Below are 14,762 nucleotides of genomic sequence, written 5' to 3'. Positions count from 1 at the left end.
CTTGTCCGATCGGCTTAATCGGTGATGACAGCGACTACTCAGACGACCCCTGGCGCTTCCCTGCGGCACGTCCTCGCCACGCTCGGGGAACCGCTGGTCAGGGTGCTCGCGGCACCGAACGGGCTCGGCGTCGGCGTCGACGACGTCGTCATCCACGATCCGGAGGATCCGCCCGACGCCCATCCAGGTGACCTCGTCCTGGTGATCGGCGCTCGCGGACGCTCCGCCGCGGGGGCGATCCGGGCGGCGGGACGGTCCGGCGCGGCCGCCGTCGCGGTCAAGAACGGCATGGCCGCGGTGAACGTCGCGGCCGACGCGGGGATCGCGCTGATCGAGGTCGGCCACGAAGCACGCTGGGAGCAGGTCGAGGCGTTGGCCAGGGGCGTCGTCGACGCGGCCCGCGCGGGTGGCGAGGCGGACAGCGGCGAGGTGCTCGGCGACCTGTTCTCGCTCGCGCAGACCATCGCGACGCTGACCGGTGGCCTCGTCAGCATCGAGGACACCGCGAGCCGTGTGCTGGCCTACTCGCGGGCGGGCGACGAGGTGGACGAACTGCGCAGGCTCTCGATCCTCGGCCGCGAAGGTCCGGAACGGTATCTCGCGATGCTGCGCGAATGGGGCGTCTACCAGCGGCTTCGCGCCGGGGAGGGCATCGTCCGCATCGACGAGCGGCCCGATCTCGGCATCCGGCGGCGGATCGCGGCGGGGATCCACGCCGGGTCGCAGCCGCTCGGCACGATCTGGGTCCAGGAGGGCGCGCATCCGCTCACCGAAAGCGCGGAAGTCGCCTTGCTCGGCGCGAGCCGCGCGCTCGCTCCGCAGCTGATCCGGCACCGGACCTTGCCCAGCCCCGAACTCCGGTTACGCGAGGATCTGCTGGCCGGCCTGCTCGACGGCCGTCTCGACGTGGAATCCGTCGCCGACGACATCGGCGCCGATCCCGGGAAACCCGCGATGGTGCTGGGGTTCTCGCTCCCCCGCGACCGCGCCGCGACCGACCGGCAGCTGCGCCGGGCGGAGCTGGTGCACCTGATCACCGTGCACACCGCCGCGTACCGGCGGAGCGCGCTGGTGAGTGTGATCGGCGGCCGTGTCTACGCGCTCCTTCCCGACCTCCCCGAGCACGCCGAGACACGGATCCTGGCGCTGGCCAAGGAAATCGTCGGCACCGCGCAACGTCATCTCGACGTCCGGGTGCGCGCGGCGCTGGGCGGGGTCGTGCCGCGTCTCTCCGACGCGGCGGCCTCGCGTGGCGACGCCGACCGCGTACTGGCGACGATGGCGCGCGGGCACGGGACGGCGGACGTCGCCTCGCTGGCCGACGTCCGCGCCGAAGTCCTGCTCTCGGAGGTGCTCGCTTTCCTGAGCGAGCAACCGAGGATCCGCGATCCGCGGCTGGCCGAACTGGTCGCGCACGACGCCGAGCACGGCGGCATCCTGGTGCCCGCGGTACTGGCCTACCTCGACGCGTTCGGCGACGTACGGAAGGCGGCACGCGAGCTGAACATCCACCCGAACACGGTCCGCTACCGGGTGCGCCGCGCCGGCGACGTGTCCGGCATCGACCTGGACGACCCCGCGCAGCGCATGCTCACCCAGCTTCTTCTGCGCCTCTAGGGTTTTCCCGCCCAGAACCCGAGCCGGTGCGTGGCGGCGTAGTCCGTGCCGCCGCGCTCCCCGGGTGCCAGGCGTTCGACGTGCTCGAAACCCGGCCAGCCCGGATCGCCGTCCCTGGCGAAGGCCGCCCAGTGGCGGGTCATCCGGTCGGCGAGCTCCCGCTGTGGCGCAGGAAGTCCCGGACGGCCTTCGAAGTCGAACTGGTAGACCAGGGCACTGGAATGCTGGGCACCGGCGGGGAATCCCGGGACCAGTGACGGCGCGTTCTCGTCGGCGAACTCGCAGAACCAGGTGCCGGTGTGCGCCGCGAGGGCCTTGGCCAGTTCCCACGAGGGTCGCGCCCAGGCACGGTCCGTGGAGATTCGCGCCCACGCCAAGCTCGGGGTTTCGTAGTCCCGCAACGGATATCTGTCGGCGACGTCGTCCGCGTAGCCGCCGAACGCTTCGGCCAGCAACCGCGGATAGCTCTCGGCGGTGACCGGGTTCCCGGCGAGCGTGACGAAGAACCGGGCCTCGTCGAGCGTGGTCCCCAGCAGCACCGGCACGCGGTGGAAACGCCCGGCGGCCAGCGCGGCGGCGGGTGACTCGGGCAGTGTGGCGCCGCCGAAGGCCGGCCGGATGAACGCGTCCGAGACTTCGAGCAGGTCCTTCACCGGAACCTGCCGGAGCTGCGCGAGCGCGTCGGCGTCTCCGGTCACCCAGCCGCGCTCGGCCGCGACGGCTGCCCCGATCGCCGCCAGCTCCGCTTCGGGAGCCCAGCGAGGTGGCAGCTCCGGGAGACCGGGCATGAAGGTGTGCGCCGGCGTCGTGCCCAGAACCGAGAACACGCTCTGCACGATCGCTCGGTGGAACAGCCCCGCCGAGCCAGGGGCGGTCAGGTGTGCCGCGACCATGGTGGCGCCGTAGGACTCCCCCATCAGCGTCACGTTGCCGGGGTCGCCGCCGAATCCGGCGATCTCCCGCCGCACCCAGCGGAGGACGGCCTGCTGGTCCTGCAGGCCGAAAGTGCCGCCGCCATCGAGGCCCGGGTATCCGAAGCAGCTCAGGACACCGAGCCGGAAGTTCGGCGCCACCACGACGAGGTCACCGGTGACGGCGAGGCGGCGGGCGTCGTAGTCGGCGGCGTTCCCGTTGGTCCCGCCACCACCGTGCAGCCAGACCAGCACGGGACGGCCTTCGCCTGGCGTGCCGGGGGTGGTGACGTTGACCGTCAGGCAGTCCTCGTCGAGCGAAGTCGTGCCGTCGAAGGACGCCGCGGGCTGCGGCGCGGGATTCCCCGGTTCGAACGCGTCGCGGACACCCGTCCATGGCTCGACGGGTGCGGGCGGGCGCCACCGCAGGTCGCCGACCGGCGGCGCGGCGTACGGGATCCCCCGGAACGAGACGTGGCCGTCGAGGCGACGGCCACGGACGGTGCCGTTGGTCAGCCGCACCTTCGAGTTTTGCCATATGTCCATATTGCAAAGATACTCATCCGAGCCCACCTCTGTCAGGCGGACCACCGCCAGCGAGTGAAGACGGCGGCGACGGAACGGCGCAGGACCTCACATGCGGGGAACGCCTCAGCCCCCGACAGCGCGACCTGATCCGCCAGGCCCTGGACGGTCGCGAGGATCATCCGCGCGGCGAGTCCCGCGTCCGTTCCCGGCGCGACATCGCCGCCGTCCTTGCCCCGCTCGACCACCGAGGTCACGTAACCGAGCAGGTCGCGACCCGACCGCCGGGCGACGTCGGCGAGCCCGTCGTCGTGCGCCGCCTGCGCCTGAAGTCCTTGCCGGACGCGGTATTCCAGCTCGCGCTCGGCGTCGAGCGGCAGCAGTTCGGCCAGGGTGCCGAGCAGGACCTCCGCGATCGGGAGCCCAGCGGCCTCACCGTTGCGGACCCGCGACCGGACCCGCTCGCCCATCCGGCTCACGGCGTCGTCGTAGGCGAACCGGAGCAGGACGTCCTTGCCGGCGAAGTAGTGCTGAATGGATCCGACTGAGATCCCGGCCTCGGCCGCCACCTTCGAGAACGAGACGCCGGCGAAGCCGTCCGCGGCGAGCAACCGCTGGAACGCCCGCGCGATCCGGGCTCGGCGCTGATCATGATCGACGACGCGAGGCATATGGATATAGTACAGTCATATTGCCAAAGTCCCCGAGACAGGGAATCCGGACCATGCGTGCCAACCTGCGTGACGAACTGAAGACCGCCCTCAAGGCCAAGGACCGCGTCGCCATCTCGGCCCTTCGTTCCGCGCTGGCGGCGATCGACAACGCCGAAGCGGTGCCGCTGGACTCGGTGGACCAGGCCCCCGGGATCACCACGAACGAGCAAGTCGCGGGAACGGCGGTGGGACTGGGCGCGGCCGAGGTCGAGCGCCTTCACCTCACCGAGGACGACGTGCGGGACATCGTGGCGCACGAGATCAGGGAGCGCACCGTCTCCGCGGACGAGTACGAGCGTCTCGGCCGCGCCGACGCCGCCGACCGCCTGCGTGCCGAGGCCGCCGTCCTCGAGCGTTCTCTCACGCCCCGCGATTAGTCACCTACTTGCGGTGGACGCGCCTGGAACCCGCCTGCCGCCGATGTCATGAAAGGGTCGTTCAGGACATTTTTCGTCCTGAACGACCCTTTCATGACACTTCCGGGACGGGGCCAGGCGACGGCCAGGCTGAACCGCCGAGTCACGACACGGCGGCGAGGCTGCGCAACCCCGCGACCTCGGCCAGCGCGCGGTAGGAATCCAGCCGCTCCGTTTGGTCGAAAGTACTGGTGGTCACCAGGATCTCGTCGGCGCCGGTCTTCGCGACGAGGTCGGCGAGCCGGTCACGCACCTCGTCGGGGGTGCCGGCGAGCTGACCGTCGAGGGCCCGGTCCAGCCGCTCCCGATCGCGGTCCGGCAGCGACCCGGCGAGGATCTCCTCCACCGGCGAAAGCGGCGGAAAGACGCCGTGCGTGCGTGAGTAGACCGTCGACCACGCTTCGGGGATCAGCAACCGCCGGGCCCGTTCAGCCGTCTCGGCGACCGCGATCGCCGTGGACACCACGACATACGGTCGCGAAGCCTGCGCGGAAGGCCGGAAGCCGGAGCGATAACCCTCGATGGCTTCGAGCAGCGGCCCCTCGCCCCGGACCGGCGCGATCACCAGCGGCAGCCCCAGTTCCGCGGCCAGCTTCGCCCCGGCACCGGTCGCCAGCAGGAACGCGGGCACGCGCAGTCCTTCCGCGGGAATGGCGTGCACGCCCGGATAGCTCGTCTGGTCGCCCGCGAGGAAGCCCAGCAGCTCGCGAACCTGGTCGCCGAAGCGATCGGCGTCGTCCTTCTCGTGCCCGAGCGCCTGCCGGACGCCGCCGGTGAACCCGACCGACCGGCCCAGCCCCATGTCGATCCGGCCGGGGAAGAGCGATTCGAGCACGCCGAACTGTTCCGCGACCACGAGCGGACGGTGGTTCGGCAGCATCACGCCGCCGGTGCCGACCCGGATCCGTTCCGTCGCCGAGGCGACCGCGGCCGCCAGCACCGTGGGCGCCGAGCCGGCGACGCCGGGCACGCTGTGGTGTTCGGAGACCCAGAACCGGTGATAGCCCAGCGCTTCGATGTCCCGCGCGAAGGCGACCGTGTCCCGCAAGGCGCGAGGCGCGTCGCCGCCGCGGCGGGTCGGGGACCGGTCCAGTACCGAAAGCGTGATCACCTTCGAGTCAACGCGTCCGGACCCGGCGGGCATTCCCCGCTCAGGGGCGCCAGCGCTCGCTGTAGTCCGGGTGATCGGCGTGCGGCAGGGCGAGCAGCCGCAGGGTGAGGCACCAGTTCGTCCCGGCCTCGTCGGCGGGGACATGGCAGGTCTCGCACCAGTACTCGTTGCCGTACAAGGGGAATCCCGGGACCTTCTCGGAAACCGTGGTGCGGTGCGCCTGCAGGAGCCGCCGGGTCGCCTCGATCTCGTTGATCATCTGGTTGACCGTGTCGAGTTCAATGTCGTTCATCGAACGGATCTTCTTTTCGATGACGACCTTGGTCTCGCCACGATTGAGCGATTCGTTGATCTCGGTTTTCTTGACCGCCTGCATGATCAACGCCTGGCGTTGCCCCACACGCGCGGCGAGAAAGGCGATCAGGTCGTCCACGGGTACTCCTTCGTCCTCCCCCAGCCTAGTGTTCGGAGGGAAATGTCGCTGGCAGGAAGCCCGGCGTTACGGCCGGGTCCCGTGCGTCACACAGTCTCGTATCGATCCACCGCGCGACGGTGACTGGTTTCTGGATCGACACGAAAGCGCAATCACTCCGGGAGCAAAACGAAGGAAAGGCGCGAATTCGTCACCGAGAACGCACATATCGTCACAAAATGCGTTCCCGACCGAGATGTACAGCCTTAGTTGCGCAGTTGATCCTGCGGGTTTTAGCCTGCGATCATGACCGAGAACACCTCCGCGTCGAGTGCCCGCGCCGCCCACGACATCCGCCTGGCCTTCAGCAGGCTTCGGCGCCGCCTCCGCGAGAACTACGGCAGCGGTGACCTCACGCCATCCCAGACCTCCGTGCTCAGCCGGCTCGACAAGGACGGTGAAGCGGCGGTCAGCGAACTGGCCGCGCTCGAAGGCGTCCGCCACCAGTCGGTGGCCACCACCGTCGGGGTACTGGTGGAGCGCGGACTGGCCGCGCGCCGCCCGGACCCCGGCGACGGACGGCGTCAGCTGGTCTTCGTCACCGAAAGCGGGCACGCCTTCCTGGCGGAGCGACGGCGCGCCGGGGAAGGCTGGCTCGCGCGGATGCTGGAAACGCGGTGCACCGAAGCGGAACGCCGCACGCTGATCGAGGCGGCGGCCCTGCTGGAACGAGTCGTGCGGCGATGAGCACCCGGTTCGACCGGCGGCTCCTGCCGCCGATGATGCTGGGTGCGGCCCTCAACCCGGTCAATTCGTCCATCATCTCGGTCTCCCTGGTGCCGATCGGCGTGGCCTTCGGTGCCCCGCCCGCGGAGACCGCGTGGCTGGTCTCCGCCCTGTACCTGGCCACCGCGATCGGGCAGCCCGTGGTGGGGCGGCTCATCGACCTCTTCGGCCCCCGCCGCCTGTTCCTGGCCGGGGCGGCGCTGACCGGGGTCGCCGGGGTCGCGGGCATGCTCGCCCCCGGCTTCGGCGTGCTCGTCGCGTCACGGGTCCTTCTCGGTTTCGGCACCTGCGCGGGCTATCCGGCGGCGATGTACCTCATCCGCGCCGAGGCCCGGCGTACCGGGAAGGACAGCCCGGCCGGGGTCCTGACGGCGCTCGCGGTGACGACGCAGACCATCGCCGTCGTCGGGCCCAGCCTCGGCGGCCTGCTGATCGGCGTCGGCGGATGGCGCGCCACGCTGGCGATCAACATCCCGCTCGCGCTGGCAGGCCTCTACTTCGGTGCCCGCCGCCTCCCCGCGACGCGCGCCGACCGGCCTCCCCGGGGATTCCTGCGCGAACTCGACCTCCCCGGCATGGGCCTGTTCGCCACCGCGCTCGTCTGTCTGCTGCTCTTCCTGATGGACCCCTCGGGTGACGGCTGGTGGCTGCTGGCCGTCACGGCCGTGGCGGGCGCCGGATTCGCCTGGCGTGAACTCCGGACGCGGCAACCCTTCATCGACGTGCGCCTGCTCGGCGGCAACCTGCCGCTGCTGGCCACCTACGGCCGGGCGCTGCTCGGTTTCGTCGTCGGCTACGCCTTCCTCTACGGCTACACACAGTGGATGGAGCAAGGGCACGGGCTTTCGGCCTCGCAGGCGGGGCTGGTGCTGCTGCCGCTCTTCGGTGTCGCGATCGTCGCCTCCACCGTCACCGGACGCCGGGACACCGTCCGCGGCAAACTCCTGGCGGGCTCGGCAGGCCAGGTCGCGGCGTGCGCCCTGCTTCTGCTGCTGAACGCGGACAGTCCGGTGTGGATGCTCGTGGCCGTCGTGGTCGTCCTCGGTGTCCCGCAAGGACTGAACAACCTCGCGCTGCAGAACTCCGTGTACCACCAGGCCCACTCGGAACGCATGGGCTCGTCGGCCGGACTACTGCGCACCTTCGGCTACCTGGGCGCCATCGTCGCCTCCGCGGCCAGTGGCGCCTTCTTCGGTCCACGCGCCGACAGCGCCGGCCTGCACCACCTGGCCGCGTTCATGCTCGTGGTCAGCGTGCTGTTCCTCGTACTGACCGTCGCCGACCGCTCGCTGGCGCGCGTGGGACGCGCCTAGGTGTCGTCGCGCGCTTTGCGCCCAGGCGGTCCCTGACCTAGAGGCGAGAGCAAAGGTCCCTTGCTCTCTCGCGCGGTGACCGTGTGGATTTCGGGACATCTGACGCCCCAAAATCCACACGGTCAGCGATGGCCCTGACAGCGAGTGAGGGGTGTGTGGATATAGGGACACTCAACGTCCCTATATCCACACACCTAGGTGTCGTCGCGCGCTTTGCTCGGCTGGACGCGCTTCGGCTCGCCCGGCATCTTCGGATAGTCCGGCGGATACGGCATCTCGCCGAGACCGTGGTCGCGTTCGTCCCGCGCGTACCACTCCAGCAGGGTCTCGATGCCGAACGCCCGCTCGTCCATCGGCGCGTGCAGGTCACCGCGCTCGGCGTAGAAGGCGCCGGCGGTGAGGACGTCGAAGTCGTCCGGGTCCACTTCGGTCAGCAGGTCCCAGGTGAGCGGCATCGACACCGTCGCGCGGGGTGTGCCGCGGACCGACCAGGCCGACGCCACCGTGCGGTCACGCGCGGCCTGGTTGTAGTCGATGAACACCCGGCCGCCGCGTTCTTCCTTCCACCACGCGATGGTCGCCTTCTCCGGGATCCGGCGCTCGACCTCGCGGCCGAGCGCGATCACCGCGTGCCGCACGTCGATGAAGTCCCACTCCGGCCGGATCCGCACCAGGACGTGCACGCCGCGGCCACCCGAGGTCTTCGGGTAGCCGGTCAGCCCCGCCGAGTCGAGGACCTCGCGCACCACGGCGGCGACCTCGACCGCGTCGGAGAACCCCGCCTCGTCGGGCGGGTCCACGTCGATGCGGAGTTCGTCGGGGTGGTCGACGTCGGGCCGCCGCACCGGCCACGGGTGGAAGTCGAAGGTGCCGAGGTTCGCCGCCCAGGCGAACACGGCGGGCTCGGTCGGGCAGACCTCCTCCGCCGTCCGGCCCGACGGGAAGGTGATCTTCGCCGTTTCCACCCACTCCGGGGCGCCCTTCGGCACGCGCTTGGCGTAGAACCAGTCGCCCTCGACGCCGTCCACGTAGCGCTTCAGCGTCGTCGGCCGCTCCCCGATCGCGCGCAGCAGCGGCTCGCCGACCGCGACGTAGTGCTCCACGACCTGGCGCTTGGTGATCCCCGTTGCCGGGAAGTACACCTTGTCCGGACTGGACACCCGGACCTTGCGCTCGCCTGCCTCGACCTCGATCGGCTCACCGTTCTTGGGCATGCGCACACCGTATCGCCGATCAGGGCCGGGGATCGGTCCCCAGAACGGCCATCGTGATGACGTCATGCCACTCGCCGTCCCACCACAGCGCTTCCCGCTGGAGCCCCTCGCGGACGAACCCGGCCTTCTCATAGGCACGCTGGGCTCGCGGGTTGTAGTCGAAGACCTCCAGCGAGACACGGTGCAGCCCGACGACGTCGAAGGCGTACTCCAGGACCAGCTTGGTCGCCTCGGTGCCATAGCCCTTGCCGAAGAACTCCGGGCCGTTCAGCGCGATGCGGAACGCCGCGGAGCGGTTGTCCTTGTCGACGTCGGTGAGCGCCAGATCTCCGATGTGCGCCCGATCCTCCTTGCGCACGATCGCGTAATCCGCGCGATCGTCGAGCCCCGGTCGTCCGGCCAGCCAGTCCCGGATCTGCTCGGGGGTGAACTGGGTATGGGTGCCGGTCAGCCGGATGGATTCCGGCTCCTGCAGGGCCTTCCACGCGGTCTCGAAGTACGTCTCGTCGAGCTGGGTGAGCACGACGTTCTCGCCGGTGAGTTCGGGCTGCGTCCGCAGCGCCTCGGTATCGATCACGGCGGATACCGTACGGTTGACGCAGTGTCCGGCCGTACCAAATTAATTCTCGCGCTCACCGTGCTCGCCCTGTTCGTGGCGGCCGCGGTCCTGCTGCCGATCCCGAGCCCGGCCGGGCTCCGTGCCTGGGCAGCCGAGACCGGCCCTGCCACCCCGCTGGTGTTCTTCCTGCTCTATTCGGTGCTGACGGTCGCGCCGATCCCCCGCACCGTGTTCAACCTGGCGGGTGGGCTGCTGCTCGGCGCCACGACGGGCATCGTCGTCGGCATCCTGGCGACCATCGTCGCCTCCGCGCTCTCATTCACCCTTTCGCGGGCACTCGGCCGCGATCTGGTCACCCGGCACCTGCACCGAGCGAAGGTCCGCGCGGTCAACGACCGGCTTTCCGACGGCGGGGTGCTGGCGATCACCTCCTTACGGCTGATCCCGATGGTGCCGTTCGCTCCGTTCAGTTACCTGTGCGGAGTGTCATCAGTCCGTTTCGCTCCGTATCTGATCGGGACCGCGCTCGGCAGCCTTCCCGGCACGATCGCGGTCGTCGTCCTCGGCGACGCGCTGACCGGGGAAACCCCGCCCGCGCTGCTGATCTGTTACGCCGTGTTCGCCGCCGCGGGAGCCATCGGACTGCTCAAGGTCTTCCGGCGGAAAGCCCGTCCGATGCCCGGAACGAGCGATGAGGAAGAATTGCCCGCCTCCGCACCGGCGAGCTGACGGGGAGCCGAAACCGCCGCCCGCTACACTCGATCGGGTGCGCGGGACCTGTCAGGTCGCGTAACGCCACCATCACCCGGGATGTGTTCGTCAAAGAATGTGTCAGGAGCAGTCGCCATCGACACCGGTCAGCTGATCGCTGGGCACTACCGCCTGGTCGAGCAAATTGGTAGCGGTGCCATGGGGGTGGTCTGGCGTGCCATCGATGTCCGCCTGGAGCGCTCGGTGGCGGTCAAGCAGATCCTCCCGCAGCCGGGTGTCTCCGAGGCCGAACGCGACAACATGCGCCAGCGCGCCATGCGCGAGGCGAAGAACGCGGCCCGTTTCCAGCATCCGAACGCGATCGTGGTGTTCGACATCGCCGAGCACGGCGGCGACCCCTGCCTGGTGATGGAGTACCTGAACGGCCCGAGCCTCTCGGCGATCATCTCCGAAGAAGGCACGCTGCCGCTGGGACGCGTCGCGAAGATCGGCGAGCAGGTCGCGTCGGCGCTGGTCGCCGCGCACCGCGCCGGCATCGTGCACCGTGACGTCAAACCCGGGAACATCCTGATCGACGAGTCCGGCACCGCGAAGATCACCGACTTCGGCATCTCGCGCGCGGCGGGCGACATGACGCTCACCCAGACCGGACTGATCGGCGGCACCCCGGCGTATCTCGCGCCCGAGCTGGCGCGCGGCTCGGACCCGGTGCCCAGCTCCGACGTCTTCGCGCTCGGCGCGACGCTCTACCAGGCGATCGAAGGCCAGACCCCGTACGGGAACAGCTCCAACCAGCTGGCGCTGCTGTACGCGGCCGCGAACGGGCAGATCAACCCGCCGCAGCAGGCGGGCCCGGCGACGGCGCTGCTGATGAGTCTCCTGCGCACCGAGCCGACCGAACGCCCGACCATGGCCGAGGCCCGTGAGCGCCTCGCCGCGCTGGCGGCGAGCGAATCCGCCGCGGGCACGGCGGCGTCGCCGCGGCTCTTCGGAGCGGGCGGCGGTAGACAGCCCGCCGTGCCCGACACCCCGGGGCACGGCATCCCCGGCGGAGACCGCCCGCCGTGGCAGCGGACCGACAAGCCGGCGCAGTCCGCCGCGGCGGCTCCTCCGCCCACCAAGACACACACGCCGACGGCCGCCTTCATCCCGATGCGCTCGCCGTCCGCCCCGCCGAACACACCGCCGCGGCCGGTCGCCGCGATGAGCCCGCCGCCGTCCGCGGCCGCACCGATGCGGCCGTCCCCGGCGAAGCCGGCCGACGCCAAACGCAAGGCCGTCCTGTTCGCGGGCGGCGGTGCCGCGGTCGTGGTGATCGCCGTGATCGTGTTCCTGGTGCTGAATTCGGGCAACGGCGCCAACACCCCAGGGAGCAACAACGCCGGGGCGAACCCGCAGACCAGCGTCTCGGCGCCCAAGTCGAGTGCGCCATCCTCGTCGCGTCCCGCGCCTGAGGGCCTTGGCAAGACGCCGAGCGAAAAGATCACGAGCTACTCGAGCGTGGGCGAGTTCCTGCTGGACTTCTTCGACACGGACAAGATCGGCACCTCCGCGAGCTGGAACAAGCTCACAGACGCGGCGAAAGCCGTGTACGGCTCGGAGCAGGCCTTCGCCGACTACTGGACCGCGCACAAGGTCACCGGTGCCGACACCGCGCGAGCGGACAAAGGCGGCGGCAACGCCGACGGCTCGATCGACATGAACATCACGCTCAACAAGGGACCGCGGCCGGCGCTGCGCGTGGTCCAGGTCGGCGGCCAGTACCTCATCGACGCCGACACGCGAGTACTCGGCAACTGACGCAGCGTGGCGGTGGTGAGACCCGCCTCGCTGGTGGTAGGCCAATCGCCGATCGTGGCTTACTGTTGCCGGTATGGCCGATAGCGGACCTTTCGGACCTGGCCAGAATCCTCGTTTCGACGAGGACCTGGTAGGCCTCGACCCGTACGATCCCGAAGCCCGTGCCTTCGCCGAGCATCTGGACCGCATCGAACGCTGCGGCCCGAACTTCACCGTGGAAGCCTGCCTCGACGGTGTCTCCGATTTCGCCGACTCCAGCAACCGGCTCGGCGGTCTGCGCTGGTGGATTTCGGCACTCGTCGTGGTCCTCATCGTGCTCGGCGTGATGGTCACCGCATGGGACATCATCGGCCGGGCCATCGCGTGGCTCGCGGGGTAACGTGGAACCGGTGAAAGGCATGAAACCCGTTGTCGGAGCCACGCCGCGCGTGGTCAAATCCGAGCAGGAATGGCGGGAGCAGCTCAGCCCCGACGAGTACGCCGTGCTTCGCAAGGCGGGCACCGAGCGCCCCTTCACCGGGGAGTACACCGACACCGAGACCACCGGTGTCTACCAGTGCCGGGCCTGTGGCGCCGAACTGTTCCGCAGTGACACGAAATTCGAGAGCCATTGCGGCTGGCCGTCGTTCTACGACCCGGCCGACACCGACGCCGTCCTCCTCCGGGAGGACACCGCCATGGGGATGCGCCGGATCGAGGTGCTGTGCAAGTCGTGCCACAGCCACCTCGGGCACGTCTTCGAAGGCGAGGGCTACGACACGCCGACGGATCAGCGGTACTGCATCAACTCGATCTCCCTGAAGCTCGTTCCCGAGTCGTAACCGAACGAAGCCAACCGCCGCCCTCCTTGACGCGTTCCCGTTGTACAGGAACAGCGTCGGGGAGGGCGGTGTCGTTCATGAACGAACCTTGGGGAATCTCCGGGCCGGCTTTCGCCTGGCTGTACGGAGTCTGTGCCGTACTGCCGATCGCGCTCGCCGTGGCACACGAACTGTGGCTGCGTCGTGACACCGGCGCCAGGACGGTGCCCGGCCTCTATCACCTGGCCGCGCTGGCCGACGGCGTCGAGCGGGTCACCGACACGGCCGTCGCCGGTCTGCTCGAACGGAACTTCCTGCGGCCCGACGGCCGCGGCATCCTGCACCCGGTCAAACCGGTCCCGGCCGATCCGTTCCAACGCGCGGTCGTCCTGCTCGTGCACGGCCACGGGACCGGCCTGCGCGAGCTGCGCTCGATGATGGCACGGCACGAGGTCGTCCGGGAGCTGCGCGCCGATCTGGAGCAGCGAGGTCTGCTGGTCCACGAGAACCGCCGCCGGAAGGGCTGGCAGTACGCGATCGCCGCGTATGTGGCCGTCTTCGCGCTGGGTATCGCGAGACTGGCGAACGCCGTACCGCTGAAACGGCCGGTCGGCGTCCTCGTCGTCCTGATCGTCGGTGTGGCAGGCGGGATCGGCCTGGCCGTGTGGCGGCAATGGCCGGACCGCTTTGGCCGGGCGACCGCCGCGGCGGGCCTGGCGCTCCGTTTCGGCGATTGGGACCGTGGCCTGGCCGGCTCCGCGGCCGGGAAGGTCGCCCTCCACGGGTTGCAGGCCTTCCCTGACCAGATCGTCGCGATCACCCTGATCAAGACCAGCGGTACCAGGGCCAGGTTGTTCGCCGACTCGGCGAGCAACTGCGGCGGAGGCGCGTCGTACGCCGTCGGTTCCTCGTGTGGTGGTGGCGGTTCTTCGTGTAGTAGCGGAGGTGGTTGCGGTGGCTGAAACCTGGGGCATCCCGGGACCGGAATTCGCGTGGCTGTACGGCTTGGCCATCGCGCTCCCCTTCGCCATCGCGGGGCTTCACGCGCTTTGGCTCCGGCGCGGCTTCCACGACGGCGGCAGGCTGCCGAGCGTGCACCATGTGGCGGCGTTGGCGGGCGGCACCTCGCGGGTCACGGACACGGTGGTCGCCGCGATGCTCGAACGCGAACAGGCCCGGCTCGGCCGTTCGGGCAGGCTCTACCGCACCCCGCTGGTCCCGGTCGATCCGCTGGGGCTGGAACTCGCCGGCGTGCTCTCCGTGATACCCGACTACCGGCTGCGGGCGTGGATGAGCCGCGGGCCCGCGATGCGGGCACTGTGGGCCGACTTGGGCCGCCGCGGCCTGGTCGTCGCGGAAGGGCGACGACGGCTCACGTGGAGGATCACCGCCGCCGTCCACGGCGTTCTCCTGGGGATCGGGACGGTCCGGTGGATCGCCACCGGCGGCACCTGGGTCTTGATCGCGCTTCTCGTCGTCGCACTGGCACTGCTGATCGTCGCCCTCCTGCTCGGCCGGACCGACTACGAGGGCAGGACGACCGCCGCGGGCCGTGCGGTGCTGGCCGAGGCGGAAACGGATCAAAGCCTCGTTTCGGGTGCGGCGGGCGCGGTGGCCCTCGGCGGCTTCGGCGCCTATCCCGATCGCGACCTCGCCGGCATCCTGAGCCGCCACAGCGGGCGACCGGGCAAGGACACCCGCACCTTCGCCTGGGGCGACGGGACGGCCTCCGAGTCCTATGGGAGTGCCGGCAGCTTCTGACGGTCCAACTGCCGTCGTGAAAGCCCACTCCGGATGGTCGAATCACGGAACCACGACCGGACGGAAAAGCGTCCGGCTACGGTAAGTGCACCTGCTCGTGAAAGGCCCGTGCG

General features: G+C 70.1%; 16 protein-coding genes. 10 read left to right on the top strand and 6 right to left on the bottom strand.

The annotated features are described in order from the left end of the window. Positions 1-24: 24 nt before the first annotated feature. Positions 25-1,617, top strand: coding sequence for a PucR family transcriptional regulator (locus ACIHAO_RS13605; protein WP_396557565.1), 1,593 nt, complete (start codon positions 25-27; stop codon positions 1,615-1,617). Here the strand turns inward: ACIHAO_RS13605 and ACIHAO_RS13600 are convergent. Further along, positions 1,614-3,074: a carboxylesterase/lipase family protein gene (locus ACIHAO_RS13600; RefSeq protein WP_396557563.1), complete on the bottom strand. Its 1,461-nt coding sequence runs from the start codon at positions 3,072-3,074 to the stop codon at positions 1,614-1,616. The two genes, ACIHAO_RS13605 and ACIHAO_RS13600, sit on opposite strands and share 4 nt — an antisense overlap. A gap of 32 nt (positions 3,075-3,106) precedes the next feature. Beyond that, positions 3,107-3,724: a TetR/AcrR family transcriptional regulator gene (locus tag ACIHAO_RS13595; RefSeq protein WP_396557561.1), complete on the bottom strand. Its 618-nt coding sequence runs from the start codon at positions 3,722-3,724 to the stop codon at positions 3,107-3,109. Between the two features lie 53 nt (positions 3,725-3,777). On the opposite strand from ACIHAO_RS13595, the gene ACIHAO_RS13590 reads away from it, so the two are divergent. Continuing rightward, complete coding sequence (locus ACIHAO_RS13590; RefSeq protein WP_396557559.1) at positions 3,778-4,143, top strand: GatB/YqeY domain-containing protein; 366 nt, start codon at positions 3,778-3,780, stop codon at positions 4,141-4,143. A gap of 142 nt (positions 4,144-4,285) precedes the next feature. Here ACIHAO_RS13590 and ACIHAO_RS13585 read toward each other — a convergent pair whose 3' ends face one another. Both ACIHAO_RS13585 and ACIHAO_RS13580 read right to left on the bottom strand, forming a co-directional pair. Continuing rightward, on the bottom strand, positions 4,286-5,326 hold the full coding sequence (locus tag ACIHAO_RS13585; protein ID WP_396557557.1) for an LLM class flavin-dependent oxidoreductase: 1,041 nt from the start codon (positions 5,324-5,326) through the stop codon (positions 4,286-4,288). Between the two features lie 7 nt (positions 5,327-5,333). After that, positions 5,334-5,726, bottom strand: a complete 393-nt coding sequence (locus ACIHAO_RS13580) for a DUF6221 family protein (protein WP_125780354.1) — start codon at positions 5,724-5,726, stop codon at positions 5,334-5,336. Between the two features lie 285 nt (positions 5,727-6,011). Here ACIHAO_RS13580 and ACIHAO_RS13575 point away from each other — a divergent pair, with 285 nt between their 5' ends. Together ACIHAO_RS13575 and ACIHAO_RS13570 are read left to right on the top strand one after the other, a co-directional pair. Continuing rightward, positions 6,012-6,452, top strand: a complete 441-nt coding sequence (locus tag ACIHAO_RS13575) for a MarR family winged helix-turn-helix transcriptional regulator (RefSeq protein WP_396557555.1) — start codon at positions 6,012-6,014, stop codon at positions 6,450-6,452. Further along, on the top strand, positions 6,449-7,804 hold the full coding sequence (locus tag ACIHAO_RS13570; RefSeq protein WP_396557553.1) for an MFS transporter: 1,356 nt from the start codon (positions 6,449-6,451) through the stop codon (positions 7,802-7,804). The genes ACIHAO_RS13575 and ACIHAO_RS13570 overlap by 4 nt, the downstream gene beginning before the upstream one ends. Positions 7,805-7,998: 194 nt before the next feature. On the opposite strand, the gene ACIHAO_RS13565 is transcribed toward ACIHAO_RS13570, so the two are convergent. Next, the gene (locus ACIHAO_RS13565; protein ID WP_396557551.1) at positions 7,999-9,018 is read right to left on the bottom strand and encodes a DNA polymerase domain-containing protein; all 1,020 of its coding nucleotides are present in this window, start codon (positions 9,016-9,018) and stop codon (positions 7,999-8,001) included. A gap of 19 nt (positions 9,019-9,037) precedes the next feature. Then, positions 9,038-9,595: a GNAT family N-acetyltransferase gene (locus tag ACIHAO_RS13560; RefSeq protein ID WP_396557549.1), complete on the bottom strand. Its 558-nt coding sequence runs from the start codon at positions 9,593-9,595 to the stop codon at positions 9,038-9,040. Between the two features lie 24 nt (positions 9,596-9,619). On the opposite strand from ACIHAO_RS13560, the gene ACIHAO_RS13555 reads away from it, so the two are divergent. The 6 genes from ACIHAO_RS13555 to ACIHAO_RS13530 all read left to right on the top strand — a co-directional run bounded on the left by ACIHAO_RS13555 (position 9,620) and on the right by ACIHAO_RS13530 (position 14,649). Continuing rightward, positions 9,620-10,306 (top strand): TVP38/TMEM64 family protein, encoded by a 687-nt coding sequence (locus ACIHAO_RS13555; protein ID WP_396557547.1) that lies wholly within the window; start codon positions 9,620-9,622, stop codon positions 10,304-10,306. Between the two features lie 180 nt (positions 10,307-10,486). After that, positions 10,487-12,088, top strand: a complete 1,602-nt coding sequence (locus ACIHAO_RS13550; RefSeq protein WP_396557708.1) for a protein kinase — start codon at positions 10,487-10,489, stop codon at positions 12,086-12,088. A 73-nt stretch (positions 12,089-12,161) separates the two neighbouring features. Then, the gene (locus ACIHAO_RS13545) at positions 12,162-12,467 is read left to right on the top strand and encodes a hypothetical protein (RefSeq protein WP_125780344.1); all 306 of its coding nucleotides are present in this window, start codon (positions 12,162-12,164) and stop codon (positions 12,465-12,467) included. Positions 12,468-12,486: 19 nt separating this feature from the next. Continuing rightward, positions 12,487-12,909 (top strand): peptide-methionine (R)-S-oxide reductase MsrB, encoded by a 423-nt coding sequence (gene msrB / locus ACIHAO_RS13540; protein ID WP_396557545.1) that lies wholly within the window; start codon positions 12,487-12,489, stop codon positions 12,907-12,909. Positions 12,910-12,986: 77 nt separating this feature from the next. Then, a complete protein-coding gene (locus ACIHAO_RS13535) occupies positions 12,987-13,850 on the top strand; it encodes a TIGR04222 domain-containing membrane protein (protein ID WP_396557543.1) in 864 nt (287 codons plus the stop codon). Beyond that, complete coding sequence (locus tag ACIHAO_RS13530; protein WP_396557541.1) at positions 13,843-14,649, top strand: TIGR04222 domain-containing membrane protein; 807 nt, start codon at positions 13,843-13,845, stop codon at positions 14,647-14,649. The genes ACIHAO_RS13535 and ACIHAO_RS13530 overlap by 8 nt, the downstream gene beginning before the upstream one ends. Positions 14,650-14,762 lie beyond the last annotated feature (113 nt).

The sequence above is a fragment of the Amycolatopsis sp. NPDC052450 genome (assembly GCF_044547565.1).
Lineage (GTDB): Bacteria > Actinomycetota > Actinomycetes > Mycobacteriales > Pseudonocardiaceae > Amycolatopsis.
Note: the sequence above shows the minus strand (reverse complement) of the source record. Positions and strands in the feature narration are given on the sequence as shown.

Excerpts from the sequence above, each read along its gene's own strand:
- ACIHAO_RS13605 (WP_396557565.1), top strand. The coding sequence starts at position 25 with ATGACAGCGACTACTCAGACGACCCCTGGCGCTTCCCTGCGGCACGTC.
- ACIHAO_RS13600 (WP_396557563.1), bottom strand. The coding sequence starts at position 3,074 with ATGGACATATGGCAAAACTCGAAGGTGCGGCTGACCAACGGCACCGTC.
- ACIHAO_RS13595 (WP_396557561.1), bottom strand. The coding sequence starts at position 3,724 with ATGCCTCGCGTCGTCGATCATGATCAGCGCCGAGCCCGGATCGCGCGG.
- ACIHAO_RS13590 (WP_396557559.1), top strand. The coding sequence starts at position 3,778 with ATGCGTGCCAACCTGCGTGACGAACTGAAGACCGCCCTCAAGGCCAAG.
- ACIHAO_RS13585 (WP_396557557.1), bottom strand. The coding sequence starts at position 5,326 with ATGCCCGCCGGGTCCGGACGCGTTGACTCGAAGGTGATCACGCTTTCG.
- ACIHAO_RS13575 (WP_396557555.1), top strand. The coding sequence starts at position 6,012 with ATGACCGAGAACACCTCCGCGTCGAGTGCCCGCGCCGCCCACGACATC.
- ACIHAO_RS13570 (WP_396557553.1), top strand. The coding sequence starts at position 6,449 with ATGAGCACCCGGTTCGACCGGCGGCTCCTGCCGCCGATGATGCTGGGT.
- ACIHAO_RS13565 (WP_396557551.1), bottom strand. The coding sequence starts at position 9,018 with ATGCCCAAGAACGGTGAGCCGATCGAGGTCGAGGCAGGCGAGCGCAAG.
- ACIHAO_RS13550 (WP_396557708.1), top strand. The coding sequence starts at position 10,487 with ATGGGGGTGGTCTGGCGTGCCATCGATGTCCGCCTGGAGCGCTCGGTG.
- ACIHAO_RS13545 (WP_125780344.1), top strand. The coding sequence starts at position 12,162 with ATGGCCGATAGCGGACCTTTCGGACCTGGCCAGAATCCTCGTTTCGAC.
- msrB (WP_396557545.1), top strand. The coding sequence starts at position 12,487 with ATGAAACCCGTTGTCGGAGCCACGCCGCGCGTGGTCAAATCCGAGCAG.
- ACIHAO_RS13535 (WP_396557543.1), top strand. The coding sequence starts at position 12,987 with ATGAACGAACCTTGGGGAATCTCCGGGCCGGCTTTCGCCTGGCTGTAC.